The sequence below is a fragment of the Salipiger marinus genome (assembly GCF_900100085.1).
In the GTDB taxonomy this organism is placed as follows: Bacteria; Pseudomonadota; Alphaproteobacteria; order Rhodobacterales; family Rhodobacteraceae; genus Salipiger; species Salipiger marinus.
In genome coordinates, this window is record NZ_FNEJ01000024.1 from 59,371 (window position 1) to 78,882 (window position 19,512).

Annotated in this window: 14 protein-coding genes; 6 read left to right on the forward strand and 8 right to left on the reverse strand. The window is 68.9% G+C overall.

The window, feature by feature from the left end:
• Nucleotides 1-26: 26 nt before the first annotated feature.
• The 3 genes from BLR51_RS21475 to BLR51_RS21485 all read right to left on the reverse strand — a co-directional run bounded on the left by BLR51_RS21475 (nt 27) and on the right by BLR51_RS21485 (nt 3,673).
• Nucleotides 27-446: a PaaI family thioesterase gene (locus BLR51_RS21475; protein ID WP_089850843.1), complete on the reverse strand. Its 420-nt coding sequence runs from the start codon at nt 444-446 to the stop codon at nt 27-29.
• A gap of 40 nt (nt 447-486) precedes the next feature.
• Complete coding sequence (gene pdeM / locus BLR51_RS21480; RefSeq protein ID WP_089850900.1) at nt 487-1,155, reverse strand: ligase-associated DNA damage response endonuclease PdeM; 669 nt, start codon at nt 1,153-1,155, stop codon at nt 487-489.
• A 100-nt stretch (nt 1,156-1,255) separates the two neighbouring features.
• The gene (locus BLR51_RS21485) at nt 1,256-3,673 is read right to left on the reverse strand and encodes a ligase-associated DNA damage response DEXH box helicase (protein ID WP_089850902.1); all 2,418 of its coding nucleotides are present in this window, start codon (nt 3,671-3,673) and stop codon (nt 1,256-1,258) included.
• A gap of 220 nt (nt 3,674-3,893) precedes the next feature.
• Between BLR51_RS21485 and yghU the strand changes: the two genes are divergently transcribed.
• A complete protein-coding gene (yghU, locus tag BLR51_RS21490; RefSeq protein WP_089850846.1) occupies nt 3,894-4,745 on the forward strand; it encodes a glutathione-dependent disulfide-bond oxidoreductase in 852 nt (283 codons plus the stop codon).
• 33 nt (nt 4,746-4,778) lie between these two features.
• On the opposite strand, the gene hisG is transcribed toward yghU, so the two are convergent.
• From hisG to hisS, 3 genes are read right to left on the reverse strand one after another with little or no spacing between them, the layout of a single operon-like run.
• The gene (gene hisG, locus BLR51_RS21495) at nt 4,779-5,471 is read right to left on the reverse strand and encodes an ATP phosphoribosyltransferase (RefSeq protein WP_089850848.1); all 693 of its coding nucleotides are present in this window, start codon (nt 5,469-5,471) and stop codon (nt 4,779-4,781) included.
• Complete coding sequence (locus BLR51_RS21500; protein WP_089850850.1) at nt 5,468-6,550, reverse strand: ATP phosphoribosyltransferase regulatory subunit; 1,083 nt, start codon at nt 6,548-6,550, stop codon at nt 5,468-5,470. Before BLR51_RS21500 ends, hisG begins: the two co-directional genes overlap by 4 nt.
• On the reverse strand, nt 6,541-8,013 hold the full coding sequence (gene hisS / locus BLR51_RS21505) for a histidine--tRNA ligase (protein WP_089850852.1): 1,473 nt from the start codon (nt 8,011-8,013) through the stop codon (nt 6,541-6,543). Before hisS ends, BLR51_RS21500 begins: the two co-directional genes overlap by 10 nt.
• A 237-nt stretch (nt 8,014-8,250) precedes the next feature.
• Between hisS and BLR51_RS21510 the strand changes: the two genes are divergently transcribed.
• Nucleotides 8,251-8,457: a SlyX family protein gene (locus BLR51_RS21510; protein WP_089850854.1), complete on the forward strand. Its 207-nt coding sequence runs from the start codon at nt 8,251-8,253 to the stop codon at nt 8,455-8,457.
• Nucleotides 8,458-8,470: 13 nt separating this feature from the next.
• Here the strand turns inward: BLR51_RS21510 and BLR51_RS21515 are convergent, their stop codons facing one another.
• Nucleotides 8,471-9,271 carry a hypothetical protein gene (locus tag BLR51_RS21515; protein ID WP_131821859.1) on the reverse strand — a complete coding sequence of 267 codons (801 nt, stop codon included), beginning with the start codon at nt 9,269-9,271 and terminating at the stop codon, nt 8,471-8,473.
• Nucleotides 9,272-9,368: 97 nt separating this feature from the next.
• On the reverse strand, nt 9,369-12,866 hold the full coding sequence (gene dnaE / locus BLR51_RS21520) for a DNA polymerase III subunit alpha (protein WP_089850857.1): 3,498 nt from the start codon (nt 12,864-12,866) through the stop codon (nt 9,369-9,371).
• A 297-nt stretch (nt 12,867-13,163) separates the two neighbouring features.
• Here dnaE and xdhA point away from each other — a divergent pair, with 297 nt between their 5' ends.
• The 4 genes from xdhA to BLR51_RS21540 are packed head-to-tail and all read left to right on the forward strand — an operon-like array spanning nt 13,164 to nt 19,438.
• Nucleotides 13,164-14,579 carry a xanthine dehydrogenase small subunit gene (gene xdhA / locus BLR51_RS21525; RefSeq protein ID WP_089850859.1) on the forward strand — a complete coding sequence of 472 codons (1,416 nt, stop codon included), beginning with the start codon at nt 13,164-13,166 and terminating at the stop codon, nt 14,577-14,579.
• Nucleotides 14,576-17,020, forward strand: a complete 2,445-nt coding sequence (gene xdhB, locus BLR51_RS21530) for a xanthine dehydrogenase molybdopterin binding subunit (RefSeq protein WP_089850861.1) — start codon at nt 14,576-14,578, stop codon at nt 17,018-17,020. The genes xdhA and xdhB overlap by 4 nt, the downstream gene beginning before the upstream one ends.
• Entirely contained in the window at nt 17,010-17,948 is a 939-nt protein-coding gene (gene xdhC / locus BLR51_RS21535; RefSeq protein WP_089850863.1) for a xanthine dehydrogenase accessory protein XdhC, read from the forward strand. The genes xdhB and xdhC overlap by 11 nt, the downstream gene beginning before the upstream one ends.
• The gene (locus tag BLR51_RS21540) at nt 17,915-19,438 is read left to right on the forward strand and encodes an ABC transporter ATP-binding protein (RefSeq protein WP_089850866.1); all 1,524 of its coding nucleotides are present in this window, start codon (nt 17,915-17,917) and stop codon (nt 19,436-19,438) included. The genes xdhC and BLR51_RS21540 overlap by 34 nt, the downstream gene beginning before the upstream one ends.
• Nucleotides 19,439-19,512 lie beyond the last annotated feature (74 nt).

The following is a 19,512-nucleotide window of genomic DNA, read 5'->3' on the forward strand; positions in this document are numbered from 1 at the left end:
AAGGCCCCGCCGGACCCGCGCCCGCCTCAGCCCGAGGCGGGCACTGGCACCATCGTCCCCGTCAGCAGCGCGATGTGATGCTCCTGCCCCTCGCGCAGCGCAAAGACATCCGCCGTGACGATGACCAGCCGCCGCCCCGGCCTCACCACCCGCCCGCGCGCCAGCACCTGCTCGCCGCGTCCGGGCGCCAGCAGGTGGATCTTGATCTCGGAGGTGACGACTTCCATGTCCTCGGGCAGGACGGTCAGCGCGGCATAGCCCGCCGCCGTATCCCCCAGCGCAAAGCTCAGCGCGGCATGGGCATGGCCCTGCTGCTGCCGGACGCCGGGCAGGATCGGCGCGGTGATCTCCACGGCGCCGGGGGCGATGGCGGTCAGCCGGGCCTCCAGCGTCGCCATCAGGCTCTGCCGGTCGAAACTGTCGCGGATGCGCTGTTCAAGATCCATGCGCCAGTCATGCACGCCCCGCCCCGCCGCGCAAGCGGGCTCAGCGGCGGCGGGGCATGGGCAGGGCCACGGGCTGCGGCCCGGTCAGGACCGCCACCGCCTCCGGCCCCATCAGCGCGTCCAGCACCGGGCTGTCGCTGCGCAGCCCGCCCGCATAGGCGCCATAGGCGGGCAGGATCAGCCGCCGCGCATCCATCAGGAAACAGGGGCGGCTCAGCACCCGCCCGCGCAGGACCAGCCGCGCCTTGGGGTGATAATGCCCGGACACCTCGCCCGCCGCCTCAGGCGTGGCGATATGGCGGAACACCAGTCCGGCCAGCCGCAGCTCTGCCAGATGGGTGCCGCCCAAGGCCACCGGCCCCGGATCGTGGTTGCCCTCGATCCAGACCCAGTCGCGCCCCGCCTGCAGCCGCGCGATCCACAGCCGTTCGGCCTCGGGCAGCAGGCTCTCCACCCCCGCCGCGTCGAAACTGTCGCCCAGACAGATCACCCGCCGCGCGCCCGTCGCCTCCAGATCCGCCTCCAGCCGCAGCAGCGTCTCGCGCCCCTCATAGGGCGGCAGCGCGGCGCCACCCACCGCCGCCAGCCGCGCCGACTTGCCGAAATGCAGATCCGACACCACCAGCAGCCGCTCTGCGGGCCACCACAGCGCCCCCGATCCCAGCGCCTGCAGTGCCGCGCCCCCAAAAGAAAACCCGTGCCCGTTCATGATGCGTTCGATGCCAGACCCGGCGGCGCTCCGCAAGCCCCGCCTCTTCTGACCCAAAATATCCCGGGGGAGAGGCCGCAGGCCGAGGGGGCAGCGCCCCCTACACCCCTTCCAGCTGCGCAAGGCCGGAATCCCGCAGCAGCGCCGTCACTTCCTCTTCCAGAAGCCGTGCCTCGGCGCTGCCGGAAATCGGCACCCGCCCCGGTTCCAGAAACAGCGGGGCCGACAGCGGCGAAATCCGGTCCAGCCGCAGATGATCGATCCGCCCGCCCACCCGCGCGCACATCTCGCGCAGCCGGGCAAAATCCACCAGCCCGCGCATCGCCTCCTCGCGGGTGATCTGCAGCAGCAGGTGATCGGGGTCATATTTGACCAGCGTGTCATAAAGGATGTCCGAAGACATGGTGGCCTGCCGCCCGCTCTTGCGCTGGCCGCCCATATTGCGCTCGATCAGCCCCGCGATGGTGGCCGAGGCGCGGAAGGTCCGCTTCATCACCGCATTGCCCGCAAGCCAGCCGTCCAGCCCCGCCTCAAGCGCTGTCAGGTCGAAAAGCGGCGCGGGGTCATGCACCGCCTCCAGCCCCCAGATCAGCGTCGCGTAATCCGAGGCGACAAAGCCCATGGGCGCCAGCCCCTGCTCCTCCATGCGCTTGGTCAGCAGCAGCCCCAGCGTCTGCTGCGCATTGCGCCCGGCAAAACCGTAAACCACCATCTGCTCGCGCCCGTCATGCGGAAAGCTCTCGATCAGCAGCCGGCCCGGCTCGGGCAGGCGCGACACCGACCGCTGCAGGTCCAGCCAGTCTGCGGTGTGCTGCGGCAGGCCGCGCCAGTCGCCCGCCTTGAACATCCGCAGGATGCGCTCCGACAGCTGGGTGGAGGTGGCGAATTTGGTGCCCATGAAGGTGGCGATCTTGGGCTTGCGGCCCGGATCGCGCGTCACCTCCACCACCATCTCGCGCAGCCCTTCATAACGCACGATCTGCCCGCCGATCAGAAAGGTGTCGCCCTTGGTCAGCGAGGCGGCAAAGCCTTCCTCGATCTCGCCCAAGGGTGCGCCGCCGCGGCCGCGCCAGCGCACCTTCAGCGTGTCGGTGTCCTGAATCGTGCCGATGTTCTGCCGGATGCGCTGTGCGGCGCGCGGATCGCGCAGCTGCCACAGCCCGTCGGGGCGCTGCAGGATGCGCCGCCACTGGTCATAGGCGCGCAGCGCGTAGCCGCCCGTGGCGCAGAACTCCAGACAGGCGTCGAAATCCCCCCGGCTCAGCCCGGCATAGGCCCCGGCGCTGCGCAGCTCGTCATAAAGCGCGTCCGCGTCAAAAGGCCCGGCGCAGGCGGTGATGAGGATCTGCTGGCAGAGCACGTCGCGCGGCCCGCGCCCGCGCCCCTCACCATCCAGATCCCGCGCCCGCACCGCCTCCAGCGCCGCCAGACATTCCACCACCTCGAACCGGTTGGCGGGCACCAGCAGCGCCTTTGACGGCGCGTTGTAGCGGTGATTGGCCCGCCCGATCCGCTGCACCAGCCGCTTGACGTTCTTGGGCGCGCCGACCTGAATCACCAGATCCACATCGCCCCAGTCGATGCCCAGATCCAGCGAGCCGGTGCAGACGATGGCGCGCAGGTCGCCGCGCACCATGGCCTCCTCCACCCGGGCGCGCTGCGCGCGGTCCAGACTGCCGTGATGGATGCCGATGGGCAGGGAGTCGTCATTGGCCAGCCACAGCCGGTGGAAAAACAGCTCGGCCTGCGCGCGGGTGTTGTGAAAGATCAGCGTGGTGCGGTGGCGCTTCACCTGCTCCAGCACCGCCGGAATCGCATGGGCCGCCCCACCCCCGGCCCAGGGCGGCGCGGCCTCGGTCTCCAGCATGGCGATGTCGGGTTCGGGGCCCGGATCGGCGGTCACGATCTCGCAGGGATCGGGATGCCGCGCCAGCAGCCGGGCGATGGCCTGCGGATCCTCCACCGTGGCCGACAGCCCGACCCGCCGCAGCCCCGGACACAGGTGCTGCAGCCGCGCCAGCCCCAGCATCAGCTGGTCGCCGCGCTTGCTTTCCGCCAGCGCGTGAATCTCGTCCACCACCACCCGGCTCAGCCCGGCAAAGATCCGCGGCGCATCCTCGTAGCTGGTCAGCAGCGCCAGCGATTCCGGCGTGGTCAGCAGGATATGCGGCGGATCGGCGCGCTGCCGCCGCTTGACGCTCGAGGAGGTGTCGCCGGTGCGGTCCTCCACCCGGATCGGCAGCCGCGCCTCCTCGATGGGGATCAGCAGATTGCGCCGGATGTCGCTGGCCAGCGCCTTCAGCGGCGAGACATAAAGCGTGTGCAGCCCGGGCCGCGGATCGCGCGCAAGCTCGGCCAGCGTCGGCAGGAACCCCGCCAGCGTCTTGCCGCCGCCGGTGGGCGCGATCAGCAGCAGGCAGGGAGCCGCCGCGCGCGCCAGTATGTCGCGCTGATGCGGGTGGATCTGCCAGCCTCGGGCATCGAACCAGCTTTGAAGGGGGGCAGGCAGCGCGGTCATCCCCGCCATGTAGGGTGCGCCCCGGCAAAAAGGAATGGCTGCTTCCTTCGGCTGAAAATATCCCGGGGGTGAATTGGCGCGGCACGCGCCAAGAGGGGGCAGAGCCCCCGTCTGCCCCGCTGCTCACACCCCCCTGTGCCGGGGCGCACAGACCCGGCGCTGGCCATCCGCCCGCACCACGCTACCCTGAGCCGTGACAAAGCGCGAAGGACACGCACCCATGACCGATTACACGCCCCCCCGGGTCTGGACCTGGGACAAGGAAAGCGGCGGCAAGTTCGCCTCCACCAACCGCCCCATCGCCGGGGCCACGCATGACAAGGATCTGCCGCGCGGCAAACATCCGTTCCAGCTTTACAGCCTCGCCACGCCCAACGGCCAGAAGGTCACCATGCTGTTCGAGGAGCTGCTGGCCGCGGGCCACGCCGCCGAATATGACGCATGGCTGATCCGCATCGGCGATGGCGACCAGTTCGGCTCCGGCTTTGTCGAGGTGAACCCCAATTCCAAGATCCCGGCGCTGCTGGATCTCTCCGGCGATACCCCCGTGCGGGTCTTCGAATCGGGCGCGATCCTGCTGCATCTGGCGGAGAAATTCGGCGCCTTTCTCGGCCAGCCGCAGGACCGCCCCGAGATGCTGTCCTGGCTCATGTGGCAGATGGGCAGCGCGCCCTATCTGGGCGGCGGCTTTGGCCATTTTTACGCCTATGCGCCGGAAAAATGGGAATATCCCATCAACCGCTTCGCCATGGAAGCCAAGCGCCAGCTTGACGTGCTGGACCGCGCGCTGGCCGACCGCCGCTTCCTCGCGGGCGAGGAGTATACCATCGCCGATATCGCGATCTGGGCGTGGTATGGCAATCTGGCGCTGGGCCGTCTTTACGAGGCGGGCGAGTTTCTGGACGTGGCCAGCTACGGGAATGTCCAGCGCTGGGCGGCAGAGATTGATGCCCGTCCCGCCGTGCAGCGGGGCCGCATGGTCAACCGCGTCTCCGGAGACCCTGCCGGACAGCTGCACGAACGCCATGACGCGGCGGATTTCGACACCAAGACACAGGACAAGATCGGCTGAACGCGCGCGCGGGGCCTCTCAGGGCCCCGCCCGTCACAGCCCCAGCGTGGCGCAGAGCGCTTTCAGCGCCTCGCGATCCCCCGGCGCCATCTTGGCGGCGCGCGACCGGAACAGCGTCGCCTGACTGCGCAGCACCGGCTCTTCGCTCAGCACCTTCAGATGGTTGGCGCGCAGCGTCTCGCCGGTGGAGGTGATGTCGGCCACCGCCTCGGCGGTCAGGTTCTTCACCGTGCCCTCGGTGGCGCCCTGCGAATCGACCAGCTGGTAATCCGCCACCCCGCCCGCGCGCAGATAGTCGCGCACCAGCCGGTGATATTTCGTGGCGATCCGCATCCGGAATCCGTGCCGCGCCCGAAAGGCCGCCGCCGCCGCATCCAGATCGTCCAGCGTGTCCACATCGATCCAGCAGGCGGGCACGGCCACGATCAGATCCGCCTGACCAAAGCCCAGCTCGGCCAGCGGCTCGACCTGCTGGTCCCATTGCACCAGCTTCTCGCGCACCAGATCGGTGCCGGTCACGCCCAGATGGATGCGCCCCGCCGCCAGTTCGCGCGGGATCTCTCCCGCCGACAGCAGCACCAGATCCACGCCCTCGACACCTGTCACCGCACCCGCATATTCCCGCTCCGACTCGCTGCGCGACAGGCCCACGCCGCGCGCGCCGAACCAGTCGAAGGTCTTTTCCATCAGCCGCCCCTTGGACGGCACCCCCAGCTTGATGCTCATGCGGTCAGCTCCAGCAACAGCCCCGGCCGGATCACGCCGCCCACCGCGGGAATCTCGCGCCCGCCGCCCAGATGGCGGCACAGCGCGTCGTAACGCCCGCCCGTGGCCACGGGGGGCAGGTCGGGCCGCCGGTCGGCCAGAAAGCCGAACACGAAGCCATCGTAATATTCCATCGAGGTGCGCCCGAAGCTCGCCTCGAAATCCAGCTGCGCCACGTCGATGCCCGCCTCGGCCAAAGCGGCGCAGCGGCGTTCGAACCGCTCCACCGCGGGCACCAGCCCGGGCAGATCCACCGCGATGTCATGCAGATGCTCCAGCGCATAGGTGCAGGTCTCGCGCACCGACAGCACCGTGTCGATCAGATCGACCTGACTGCGGCAGAGCGGCCCTTCGGCGGCATCGGCGCGCAGCGCGGCGATGCGCGCGGCCACCTCCGCCTCCGACCGCAGCCCCACCGACACGCCCGCCCGGTCCAGCGCCTGCGGATCAGCCAGCAGCGCCGCGCGCGACGGCGGCACCGGGGTCTTGCCGGAATAGCGGTCCAGCAGCGCGCGGAAGCGCCGGGGCCGCCAGATATGCCGCATCAGCGCGGCGCGCCGCCGCTCCGAAATTTGCAGCCCCGCCACCGCCGCCGCAAGGATGCCCATGTCCCCGGTCACCGCCCGCAGGCCCCAGGGCGCCAGCACCTGCGCGAAACGGGCGAAGACCTCGGCGTCCAGCAGGGCCGGATCGCCACGGTCGAACACCTCGTAGCCCACCTGAAAATATTCAGACCGCCGCTCGGGATGCTGCTCCTGCCGCCGGAACACCTCGCCCGCATAGGTATACCGCGCGGGCTCGGCGCCGTCGGACATGTGCATCTGCACCACCGGCACGGTGAAGTCCGGGCGCAGCATCACCTCGCCGCGCGACGGGTCCTGCGTGACATAGGCACGGGCGCGGATGTCCTCGCCGTAAAGATCCAGCAAGGTCTCCGCCGGCTGCAGCACCGGACAGTCGAGCGGCAGCGCGCCCGCCTCGGCGAACACCGCCTTCAGCCGTTCGGCTTCCGCCTTCTCGGCGGCGATGCTCACGCCCATTGGTCGAGAATCTCGCGCACTTTGGCGACCAGATCGCCGCGCGGCACCTCGTATTGCGAAGGCCGCTCCTTCCATTCCTCAAGGCTGGCATTCTCCGCCAGCTTCGCGCCAAGGATCAGATCCTTGATCTGCAGCACGCCGCGCGCCTTCTCGTCGCCGCCTTCGATCACCGCGACGGGCGAGGCGCGCTTGTCCGCGTATTTCAGCTGGTTGCCGAAATTCTTCGGATTGCCCAGATAGACCTCGGCGCGGATGCCGGCCGCGCGCAGCTCGGCGACCATGGACTGGTAATCGGCCATGCGGTCGCGGTCCATCACCGTCACCACCACCGGACCCGCTGCCCCGCCGCCGATCCGGCCCTTCTCGCGCAGCGCCGCCAGCAGCCGGTCCACGCCGATCGACACGCCGGTGGCGGGCACGGCCTGCCCGGTGAACCGCTTGACCAGATCGTCATAACGCCCGCCGCCCGCGACCGAGCCGAACTGGCGCTTGCGGCCCTTTTCGTCAAGGATCTCAAAGGTCAGCTCGGCCTCGAACACCGGCCCGGTGTAATAGCCAAGCCCGCGCACCACGGAAGGGTCGATCACGATGCGGTCAGGCCCATAGCCCTGCGCGGACAGCAGCGCCGCGATCTCCTCCAGCTCGTCGACACCTTCGGCACCAATGGCCGATCCGCCCACCGCCGCGCGCAGCCGCGCCACGGTCTCGGCGGCCTCGGCGCCCTTGGAGCTGAGAAAGGCCAGCACCGGCTCGGCCTGCGCCTCCGACAGGCCCACCCCGTCGATATAGGCGCCAGAGGCATCGAGCCGCCCCTTGCCGAGCAGCTCGCGCACGCCCGCCACGCCGACCTTGTCGACCTTGTCGATGGTGCGCAGCACCGCGTCGCGCTGCGCGTCATCGCCCAGCCCGGCCACTTCCAGCACGCCGTTCAGCACCTTGCGGTTGTTGATCCGCACCAGATAATCGCCGCGCGGAATGCCCACCGCCTCCAGCGTGTCGGCCAGCATGGCGCAGATCTCGGCATCCGCCGCGACCGTGGCCGCGCCCACCGTATCGGCATCGCACTGATAGAACTGGCGGAACCGGCCCGGCCCCGGCTTTTCGTTGCGCCAGACCGGCCCCATGGCGTAACGGCGATAGGGCAGGGGCAGTTCGTTGCGGTGCTGGGCATAGACCCGCGCCAGCGGCGCCGTCAGGTCATAGCGCAGCGCCACCCAGCCCTCGTCCTCGTCCTCCCAGGCAAACACGCCCTCGTTGGGGCGGTCCACATCGGGCAGGAACTTGCCAAGCGCCTCGACGGTCTCGACCGCAGCGCTTTCCAGCGCCTCGAACCCGTAGCGATGATAGACCCCGGCGATGCGATGCAGCATCTCCGCGCGCTCGGACACCTCGGTGCCGAAATAGTCGCGGAACCCCTTGGGCGTCTGTGCCCGGGGGCGGGGGGATTTCTTATCCTTGGCCATGGCCTCGCTCCGGTCCTCGATTGCGCGCTTCCCTTAGCCCCTCCGCACCGCAGGAGCAAGCAAAGCCCCGCGCCCGTGCTTCATCTTGCCAGATAAACTCCGGGGGGGAGGCCGCAGGCCGAGGGGGCAGAGCCCCCCTCTCACGATTGCCGCCCGCGAAACCCGGGGACACGGCCCCGCCCATGGACAACGCGCCCCACGCTCCCTATCTGGCAGGGCACAGTCAAGGAGGATCGCATGCCGACCGACATCGAAACGCTCGAGGAACGCATCGCCCATCTTCAGCGCGCGATGGACGACCTTTCGGACACCGTGGCCCGGCAGGACCGCGACATCGACCACCTGACCCGGCGTCTTGCCCTGCTCATCGAACGCGAGGCGGAACGGTCTGCCGAAGGCTCGGGCGGGGTCATTCTCGGCGACGAACGCCCGCCGCATTACTGACCCGCCTCAGCCCTCAGGGCGCGGCAAATTCCAGCAGCGCGCCGTCATGCAGCAGCATGTCGGCAGAGCGCGGGCTGCCAAGCGCGGGATAGACGCTGACAAACACCGTATCCCGCGCCAGCCGGGGCAGGGCGCGGCCACAGGGCGCGTCGCCCGCCACCCGGCAGACCTGCGTCTTGACCGCCTCATAGGCGCGGTCCAGCGGGCCCTCGGGCAGGGTGGATCCGGCGGGGCCATAGCGCAGCCGCTCATGCAGTTCGGGATCGCCGAACATCGCCAGCGCCCCGGTCACCTGCCGCGCGCAGCCATCGTCAAACCCGGTGATCCAGAAGCTGCGGGGGGTGGTGCTGTCCGGTGCGCTGTCGCGCAGTGTATAGCCGCGCCCGGTCTCGGGGTAACGCGCCACCTCGGTGCCCAGCGCCGTTTCCGCCACGCCGCAAAGCCGCGCCACCTCGCCAAAGGGCAGCGTGGCGCCGGGGCCCACCTGCGCATAATCCGGGGCATCGGGGGCGGGGCCTGCCGCGGCGGCCTTGCGCCGGAAGAACCCCAGCAGCCCGCCGCGCGCAGGCGGGGCAAGCCGGTCACTGGCGGCGGACCCTGCGGCGGCGCCATCCTGCGCCACGGGGGCATCCGCCGTGGCGGTCCCGGCCAGAAACCCGCCCTCCGGCTGGCTCTCTGCCGGGTCGGGCAGGGCTGCTGCGCGGCCCGCCTCCGCCGCAAGCGGCACGTCCGACAGCGTGGGGGCGGCTGGCGTGCCGCGGTCACAGCCTGCAAGGCAGATCAAGGCTGTGGCTGTCAGAACCGCCCGTTGCACTGGCCCCTCCCGTGAATTGCTTCGGGATATTGGTAACCGCTGCCTTAACAGGACTCCAGCACTCAGCTTTGCGACCGGCGATATGTCGCGGCAGCGCTCAGAAATCCTCCACCGCCAGCACCCCGCCCAGCGACTTGACCGCGCCCTTGATTTCCGGCGTCACGGGGAAGTCCTGATGCAGATCCATCTCCACCTCGCCGGGCAGGCCGCTATCGGCGAGACACAGCCGGATCGGCCCGCGCCCGGCCTTGGGCATCTGGTCCGCCGCCCGGCTCAGCACCGAGGCGATCTGGCTGATCGCCGCAGCACCTTCCACCCAGATCTTCAGCCCCGTGGCCCCCGCGCCTGCCACCATCTGTTCCACCGGCCCGATGGAGCGGGCCAGCAGCTTCAGCTGGTCGGCCTCCATCGTCGCCTCGACGGTCACCACCACCTTGGCGCCGGTTTCCAGAAACTCGCGGCTTTTCTCCAGCGTCTCGGAAAAGATCGTGACCTCATAGGCGCCGGTGGGGTCGGAGAGCTGGGCAAAGGCAAAGCGGTTGCCCTTGGCGGATTTGCGTTCCTGCCGCCCGGCGACCACGCCCGCCAGCTTGGCGATGCAGGGACCGCCGCGCGCCTTGTTGGTGGCCTCTTCCAGCGTCATCACGTCGCGCCGTTTCAGCGCGGGCATGTAATCGTCAAGCGGATGGCCCGACAGGTAAAAGCCGATGGCCTTGAATTCCTCTGACAGCCGTTCGGCGGGCAGCCAGTCCGGCACCGGCGACAGGCGCGGCTCCGGCAGATCGTCCCCCGCCTCGCCGAACAGCGACACCTGCGCGCTGGCCTTCTGGTCATGAATCGCCGCCGAATAGGCCACCAGCGCGTCCAGACTGTCGAACACCCGGCGGCGGTTGCGGTCCAGCGCGTCGAAGGCCCCGGCGCGGGCCATCATCTCCAGCGGGCGCTTGCCCACCCGTTTCAGATCGACCCGCCGCGCCAGATCGAAAAGCGTGGCAAAGGGCCGGTCGCCGCGCCCTTCCACCACCAGCCGCATCGCATCCAGACCCACATTCTTGAGCGCGCCCAGAGCATAGACCAGCTCGCCCGCCACTACGTCGAACGCGGCCTGAGACCGGTTCACGCAGGGCGGCACATAGGGCAGCTTCAGCCCGTTCTTCAGTTCGTCGAAATAGACGGCCAGCTTGTCGGTCAGATGGATGTCGCAGTTCATGACGCCTGCCATGAACTCCACCGGGTGATTGGCCTTCAGCCACGCAGTCTGGTAGCTGACCACCGCATAGGCGGCGGCGTGGGATTTGTTGAAGCCGTAATTGGCGAACTTCTCCAGAAGGTCGAACACCTCGGAGGCCTTTTTCTTGTCGACGCCATTCTCCGCCGCGCCCTTTTCGAACTTGGGGCGTTCGGCGTCCATCGCCTCCTTGATCTTCTTGCCCATGGCGCGGCGCAGCAGGTCGGCGCCGCCAAGGCTGTATCCGGCCATGACCTGCGCGATCTGCATCACCTGTTCCTGATAGACGATGATGCCCTGCGTTTCGGCAAGGATATGGTCGATCGAGGGATGCACCGAACTGATCGGGCGCAGGCCGTTCTTCACCTCGCAATAGACGGGGATGTTTTCCATGGGGCCGGGACGATACAGCGCCACCAGCGCCACGATGTCCTCGATACAGGTGGGCTTCATGCGCTTGAGCGCATCCATCATGCCCGAGCTTTCCACCTGAAACACCGCCACCGTCTTGGCGTCGGAATAAAGCTTGTAGGTCCGCTCATCCTCCAGCGGGATGAGGTTCATCTGGTTTTCGGCACCGGGGGCAGGTTCGTAAAGCTCGGTGCCATCGGCGGCCACATGCAGCGGGCGCCCGGATTTCAGGATCAGATCCACGGCGTTCTGGATCACCGTCAGCGTCTTGAGCCCGAGGAAGTCGAACTTCACCAGCCCGGCCTGTTCCACCCATTTCATGTTGAACTGGGTGGCGGGCATGTCCGATCGCGGATCCTGATAAAGCGGCACCAGCGCATCCAGAGGCCGGTCGCCGATCACCACCCCCGCCGCGTGGGTGGAGGCGTTGCGCAACAGCCCCTCCACCTGCATGCCATAGGTCAGCAGCCGGTCCACCACTTCTTCGTTGCGGGCCTCTTCGCGCAGGCGCGGCTCGTCCTTCAGCGCCTTTTCGATGGAGACGGGCTTGACCCCCTCCACCGGGATCATCTTGGACAGGCGGTCCACCTGACCATAGGGCATCTGCAGCACCCGGCCCACGTCGCGCACCGCCGCCTTGGACAAGAGCGCGCCGAAGGTGATGATCTGCCCCACCTTGTCGCGGCCATAGCGGTCCTGCACATAGCGGATCACCTCCTCGCGGCGGTCCATGCAGAAGTCGATGTCGAAGTCGGGCATCGACACCCGTTCCGGGTTCAGGAAGCGTTCGAACAGCAGCGAATAGCGCAAAGGGTCAAGGTCGGTGATGGTCAGCGCATAGGCAACAAGGCTGCCCGCCCCCGAGCCGCGCCCCGGCCCCACCGGGATGTCGTGATCCTTGGCCCATTTGATGAAATCGGCCACGATCAGGAAATAGCCGGGAAAGCCCATGCCCTCGATGATGCCCAGTTCGAAATCCAGCCGCTCCTGATATTCCTCGGGGCTGACCGCATGCGGGATCACCGCCAGCCGGGCGCGCAGCCCCTCATTGGCCTGGCGGCGCAGTTCCTGCACCTCGTCATCGGCAAAGCGCGGCAGGATCGGATCGCGCCGGTAGGCCATGAAGGCGCAGCGGCGGGCGATTTCCACCGTGTTCTCCAAAGCCTCGGGCAGATCGGCGAACAGCGTCGCCATCTCCTGCGGCGTCTTGAGGTAATGCTGCGGCGTCAGGCGGCGGCGCGGCTCCTGCTGGTCGACATAGGCGCCTTCGGCGATGCAGATCAGCGCGTCATGCGCCTCATACATGTCGGGCTTGGGGAAATAGACATCGTTGGTGGCGACCAGCGGCAGACCCATCTCATAGGCCAGTTCCACATGGCCGCGTTCCGACAGCCGTTCCGGCCCCGGCAGCCCGTCTTCGCCGGGATGGCGCTGCAGTTCCACATAAAGCCGGTCGCCATAGATGCCGTGCAGCCGGGTCAGAAGCACCTGCGCCGCGCCGCGATGGTTGTCGCGCAACAGTCGCCCCACCGGCCCGTCCGGCCCGCCCGTCAGGCAGATCAGCCCGGCGCCATGGGTCTCCAGCTCCTCCAGCGTCACATGCGGCAGCTGCCCGTCGCCGCGCAGATAAAGGCAGGAATTGAGCTTCATCAGGTTTTCATACCCGGTCTCGCTCTGCGCCAGCAGCACGACCGGGGCGGGCGGCTTGGGCCGGTCGCCGGGGGCGCGCTCCACATACAGCAGATCCAGCTGGCAGCCGATGATGGGCTGCACCCCCGCACCGCTGGCGGTCACGGAAAATTCCAGCGCCGCAAACAGGTTGTTGGTGTCCGTCACCGCCACGGCGGGCATGCCCATGGTCTCGCAGAGACCGGGCAGCTTCTTCAGGCGCACGGCGCCTTCCAGCAGCGAATATTCGGTGTGAAGGCGGAGATGGATGAATCGGGGCTCGGTCATGGCCCCACATTAGGCGCTTCGGCGGGCCACAGGAAGGGCGGGCGGACCCCCTGTCCCCCGCCCTGCGGCAAAGCGCTGCCGCGCCCGCGGGACGGGGCCGCGCGGGGCCCCGGAGACGGGCCGCCGCAATGCCGGGCAGCCTGCGGCGGACTGCCCGAGTTTCAGGCAGTTTTCCCTTGCCAAGACCGGAATCCCGCGCCTAGCCTCAGGGGTGCAACAGGTCAGGTCCGCGCGCCCTCTACGCCGCATCGGGGGCGCGCAGTTCGGGGACTTTAGGTAAGGCGGCAGGTCATCGGCATGGATATTTCCTTCCTTCTCAACGGAGAAAGGGTCGCGCTGCGGGATGTTCCCGCAACCCGCACCGCGCTTGACTGGCTGCGCGAGGATCGCGGCCTGCGCGGCACCAAGGAGGGCTGCAACGAAGGTGATTGCGGCGCCTGCACGGTCATGGTCACCGATGCCCATGGATCGCGGGCGGTCAATGCCTGCATCCTGCTGCTGCCGCAGTTGCAGGGCAAGGCGCTGCGCACCGTCGAAGGCATCGCCGGGCCCAAGGGGCAGCTGCATCCCGTCCAGCAGGCGATGGTCGATCACCACGGCTCGCAATGCGGCTTCTGCACGCCGGGCTTCATCGTCTCCATGGCCACGGCGCATCTGAACGGCGAGACCGGCCATGACGACGCGCTGGCCGGAAACCTGTGCCGCTGCACCGGCTATGCGCCGATCATCCGCGCCGCCGAAGCCGCAGCCGGGGCTCCGGTGCCGGACTGGATGCAGGCGGATCGCGACTTCTTCTTGGCGGAAATATCCTCGGGGGGGCGCGCCGCAGGCGCGTGGGGGGCAGACAGCCCCCCTGACACCGCCCATGCCCCCGAAACTGCCGCAGATCTGGCGCAGCTTCTGGCAGAGCATCCGGAGGCCACGCTGGTGGCGGGCGCCACCGATGTCGGGCTCTGGGTGACGAAACAGCTGCGCGAGCCCGCGCCGATGATCTTTCTCAACCGCTGCGCGGATCTGCAGCAGATCGAGGTGACGCCTGATCATCTGCGCATCGGCGCCGGGGTGACCATGGACCGGGTGCTGGATCTGATGCGGGAGCATTTCCCCTCCTATGCCGAGATGCTGCGCCGCTACGGCTCGGCGCAGGTGCGGGCGGCGGCGACGATCGGCGGCAACATCGCCAATGGCTCGCCCATCGGGGACAATCCGCCGCCGCTGATCGCGCTGGGCGCCGTGCTGCATCTGCGCTCCGCGCAGGGACGCCGCAGCCTGCCGCTAGAGGCGTTCTTCGTGGACTATGGCCGTCAGGACCGCGCGCCCGGCGAATTTGTCGAGGCGGTGGAGATCCCGCGCCAGCCCGACCGGCTGCGTGTCTACAAGCTGTCCAAGCGCTTCGATCAGGACATCTCTGCGGTCTGCGGCGCCTTTGTGATCCGCGTCGAGGCGGGGCGGGTCGCCGAGGCGCGCCTTGCCTTTGGCGGCATGGCGGGCATTCCCAGACGCGCGACGCATGTGGAGGCGGCGCTGCGGGGCTGCGCCTGGACTGACGAGGCGCTGATCACCGCATGGGACGCATGGGAGCAGGATTTTGCCCCGCTGTCGGACATGCGCGCCAGCGCCGAGTATCGGCTGACGGCGGCGCGCAACATGCTGACCCGCTATCTGCTGGAGGATCTGGGCGGGCTGACCGACGTGCGGAAGGTGCGGGCATGAGCGGGACACATGACACGGCACATCTGGCGCTGCCGCATGATGCGGCGACCCTGCATGTGACCGGCAAGGCGCGCTATGTCGATGACATTCCCGCGCCCGCCGACTGCCTGCATCTGGCCTTTGGCCTGTCGCAGATCGCCCATGGCCGCATCGCGGCGCTGGATCTGGCGGCGGTGCGCGCCGCCCCCGGCGTGGTGGGGGTGTGGGAGGCCAAGGATCTGCCCTCGGACTGCGACTGTTCGCCGTCGAACCATGACGAGCCGCTGCTGTCGGGCGCCACCATCCGCTATCTGGGCCAGCCGGTGTTTCTGGTGGCGGCGACCAGCCATCTGGCGGCGCGGCGCGCGGCGCGGCTGGCGCAGATCACATGGCAGGAGCGCGACCCGGTGCTGAGCCTGCAGGAGGCGCTGGAGGTGGATGCGCGTTTCGAGGAGGGGCCGCGCATCTGGCAGGCGGGCGATGTGGGCGCGGCGCTGGACGCGGCCCCCATGGTGCTGGACGGCTCCATCACCATGGGCGGGCAGGAGCATTTCTATCTGGAAGGTCAGGCGGCGCTGGTGCTGCCGCAGGACAATGGCGATCTGGTGGTGATGAGTTCCACCCAGCATCCGACCGAAATTCAGCACAAGGTCGCCCATGCCCTGCATCTGCCCATGCATGCGGTGCGGGTGGAGACGCGGCGCATGGGTGGCGGCTTTGGCGGCAAGGAAAGTCAGGGCAACGCGCTGGCCGTGGCCTGTGCGGTGGTGGCGCAGGCCTTGGGGCGGCCCGCCAAGATGCGCTATGACCGCGACGACGACATGATGATCACCGGCAAGCGCCACGATTTCCGCATCGATTACAGCGTGGGCTTTGATGCCGAGGGGCGGATCCACGCTGTGGATTTTGTGCATTACGTGCGCTGCGGCTGGTCGCAGGATCTGTCGCTGCCGGTGGCGGACCGCGCGATGCTGCATGCCGACAATGCCTATCACATCCCGGCGCTGCGGGTGGAAAGCCACCGGCTGCGCACCAACACGCAGAGTGCCACCGCCTTTCGCGGCTTTGGCGGCCCGCAGGGGATGCTGGGGATCGAGCGGGTGATGGATCACGTGGCGCATCATCTTGCGCTTGACCCGCTGGAGTTGCGGCGGCGGAATTTCTATGCGGATGGCGGGGCAGGGGGGCTGTCTGCCCCCCATGCGCCTGCGGCGCCTCCCCCCGAGGATATTTCCAGCCAATGGAAACCTGACGAGGATCTGGCCTCGCGCGGGGCGGTGCCTGAGGGCGGGCCGGAGGTGGCGCCGGTCTCTCCTGCGCCCGGGCCGCAGAGCACCCATTACGGGCAGGTGGTGGAGGATTTTGTGCTGAACGCGCTGACGGCGCGGCTGGCGCAGACCTGCGATTACGCGGCGCGGCGCAGCGCGGTGGCAGACTGGAACGAGGCCAACCCGGTGCTGAAGCGCGGCATCGCGCTGACTCCGGTGAAATTCGGCATTTCCTTCACGCTGACCCATCTCAATCAGGCGGGCGCGCTGGTGCATGTCTATCAGGACGGGTCGATCCAGCTCAATCACGGCGGCACCGAGATGGGGCAGGGGCTTTATCAGAAGGTGGCGCAGGTGGCGGCGCGGGTCTTTGGCGTGCCGGTGGGGCTGGTGCGGCTGACGGCGACGGATACCGGCAAGGTGCCCAACACCTCGGCCACGGCGGCCTCTTCGGGGTCGGATCTGAACGGCATGGCGGTCAAGGCCGCCTGCGACACCATCCGCGACCGGATGGCCGCGCATCTGGCGGCGCTGCATCAGGTGCCGCCGCAGAGCGTGGTCTTCGCCGAAGGCGGGGTGACGGTGGGCGAGACGCGGCTTGGCTTCGCCGAGGCGGCGGCGCTGTGCTATCAGGGGCGGGTGTCGCTGTCGGCGACCGGGTTCTACCGGACGCCGAAGCTCGACTGGGACCGGCTGCGCGGTCAGGGGCGACCGTTCTTCTATTTCGCCTATGGTGCGGCCTGCACCGAGGTGGTGGTGGACACGCTGACCGGCGAATACCGCATCCTGCGCGCCGACATCCTGCAGGATTGCGGCGCCTCGCTGAACCCGGCGCTGGATCTGGGCCAGATCGAAGGCGGCTATGTGCAGGGGGCAGGCTGGCTGACCACCGAGGAGCTGGTCTGGGACGAACGGGGGCGGCTGCGCACCCATGCGCCCTCCACCTACAAGATTCCCGCCTGCTCCGACCGGCCGGAGGTGTTCAACGTGGCGCTCTGGGACGGGCGCAACGTGGAGGAGACCATCTATCGGTCAAAAGCGGTGGGAGAGCCGCCCTTCATGCTGGGCATCTCGGCCTTTCTGGCGCTGTCGGATGCGGTGGCGGCCTGCGGATCGGGTTACCCGGCGCTGGACGCGCCCGCCACGCCGGAGCGGGTGCTGGCGGCGATCCGGAGGATGCAGGGTGAGCTTTGATCTGGCGGCGCTGCGCGCGGCGGTTGCGGCCCATGGCCGGGTGGCGCGGGTCGTGGTGGCCGAGGTCATGGGCTCCGCCCCGCGCGAGGTTGGGGCCACGATGCTGGTCTGGCCCGGCGGGCAGGCGGGCACCATCGGCGGCGGCGCGCTGGAACTGATGGCCAGCCGCGAGGCGCTGGCGCGGCCCGGGCTGCGCCGCCATGCGCTGGGGCCGGGGCTGGGCCAGTGCTGCGGCGGGGCGGTGGTGCTGCTGACCGAGGTCCATGACGCGGCATCTGTCGCCGCGCTGGAGGGGCAGGAGGTGATCGCCCGTGGCCCCGGTGACATGCCGCTGGCGGTGCGCCGGCTGCTGGATCAGGCGCGCGGGCGCGGCATGCCGCCCGCGCCACGGCTGGTGCAGGGCTGGATGGTGGAGCCGGTGCAGCCCCCCCGCGACCCGGTCTGGATCTGGGGGGCGGGCCATGTGGGCCGGGCGCTGGTGGCGGTGCTGGCGCCGCTGCCGGATCTGGCGCTGAGCTGGGTCGATACCGGGCCGGAGCGGTTTCCCGACGCGGTGCCCGAGGATGTGACCGTGCTGCCCGCCGCCGATCCGCTGCGGCTGGTGCCGCATGCGCCGCCGCAGGCCGCGCATCTGGTGCTGACCTACAGCCACGAGCTCGATCTGCAGATCTGTCACGCGCTGCTGGGCCATGGCTTCGGCTTTGCCGGGCTGATCGGTTCGGACAGCAAATGGGCCCGGTTTTGCAGCAGGCTGCGGGCGCTGGGCCATGCGGACGCGCAGATTTCGCGCATCTGCTGCCCGATTGGGCAAAAATCCTTTGGGAAACATCCGCAGGCGATTGCCATCGGGGTGGCAGCCCAGCTAGTCAGGCGGCAAAAAGGGGAAGGTTTGGATTGGGCGACACACTCCTCAGCATCCGGGGTCTGACCAAGGCCTATCCCGGCGTCGTGGCCAATGACGATGTCAGCTTCGACATCGGGCAGGGCGAGATCCATGCGCTGCTTGGCGAAAATGGCGCGGGCAAGTCCACGCTGGTCAAGATGATCTTCGGGCTGGTCAAGCCGGACCGGGGCGAGATGCTGCTGGAGGGCGCGGGCTATGCCCCCGGCCAGCCCTCCGAGGCGCGGCGGTCCGGCGTGGCCATGGTGTTCCAGCATTTTTCGCTGTTCGACGCGCTGAGCGTGGCCGAGAACGTGGCGCTGGGCATGGAAAACCCGCCCGCGCCGCGCGATCTGGCGCGGCAGATCCGCGAGGTGTCGGAAACCTATGGCCTGCCGCTGGATCCGGGCCGCACCGTGGGCACGCTGTCGGCGGGGGAACGCCAGCGGGTGGAGATCATCCGCTGCCTGCTGCAGGACCCGCGCCTGCTGATCATGGACGAACCCACGTCGGTGCTGACCCCGCAGGAGGTGGAGATCCTGTTCCAGACCCTGCGCAAGCTGAAAGCGGAAGGCACCTCGATCCTCTACATCTCGCACAAGCTCGAAGAAATCCGCGCGCTGTGCGATGCCGCGACCATCCTGCGGCTGGGGCGCAGGGTCGGCACCTGCATCCCGCGCGAGGTGACGGCGCGGCAGATGGCGGAGATGATGGTGGGCGCAAGCTTTGCCACGCCGGAACCGCGCGGCGGCGTCAAGGGCGAGGTGCTGCTGGCCGTGGCCGGGCTGTCGCTGCCCGCGCCGGGGGCCTTCGGCACGCCGCTGCGCGACATCCGCATGGAGGTGCGGCGCGGCGAGGTGCTGGGCATTGGCGGGGTGGCGGGCAACGGGCAGGACGAGCTGCTGATGGCGCTGTCCGGAGAGCGGCTGGCGCCTGCGGGCACGATCCGGTTCAAGGGCACGGATGTCAGCCGGTCCGGCCCGGTGGAGCGCCGTGCCGCGGGCCTGCTCTCCGGCCCCGAGGAGCGGCTGGGCCATGCGGCGGCCCCGAACATGAGCCTGACCGAAAACGCGGTGCTGACGGCGGCGCGGCGGCAGGGCCTCGTGCGGCATGGCCTGATCGACTGGGGCCGCGCCGCGGGTTTTGCCGAAGAGGTCATCGCGCGGTTCGACGTACGCACGCCGGGGCCGGGCACGGCGGCGCGGGCGCTGTCGGGCGGCAACCTGCAGAAATTTGTCGTGGGGCGGGAGATTCTGCAGAACCCCGACCTTTTTGTGGTGAACCAGCCGACCTGGGGCGTGGATGCGGCGGCGGCGGCGGCGATCCGGCAGGCGCTGCTGGATCTGGCGGCGCAGGGGGCGGCAATCATCGTCATCAGTCAGGATCTGGACGAGCTTATGGAAATTTCGGACCGGTTTGCGGCGCTGAACGAGGGGCGGCTGTCCGCCGCGCGGGCGGTGGCCGATCTGGATATGGAAAAGATCGGTCTGATGATGGGCGGGGCCCATGACATGGAGGTGGCGCATGTCGAGGGGTGAGGCGCGCTTGAAAATTTTCGTACGAAAATTTTCAAGCTGCGAGATTTTTCGGACGAAAAATCTCGCGACATCGG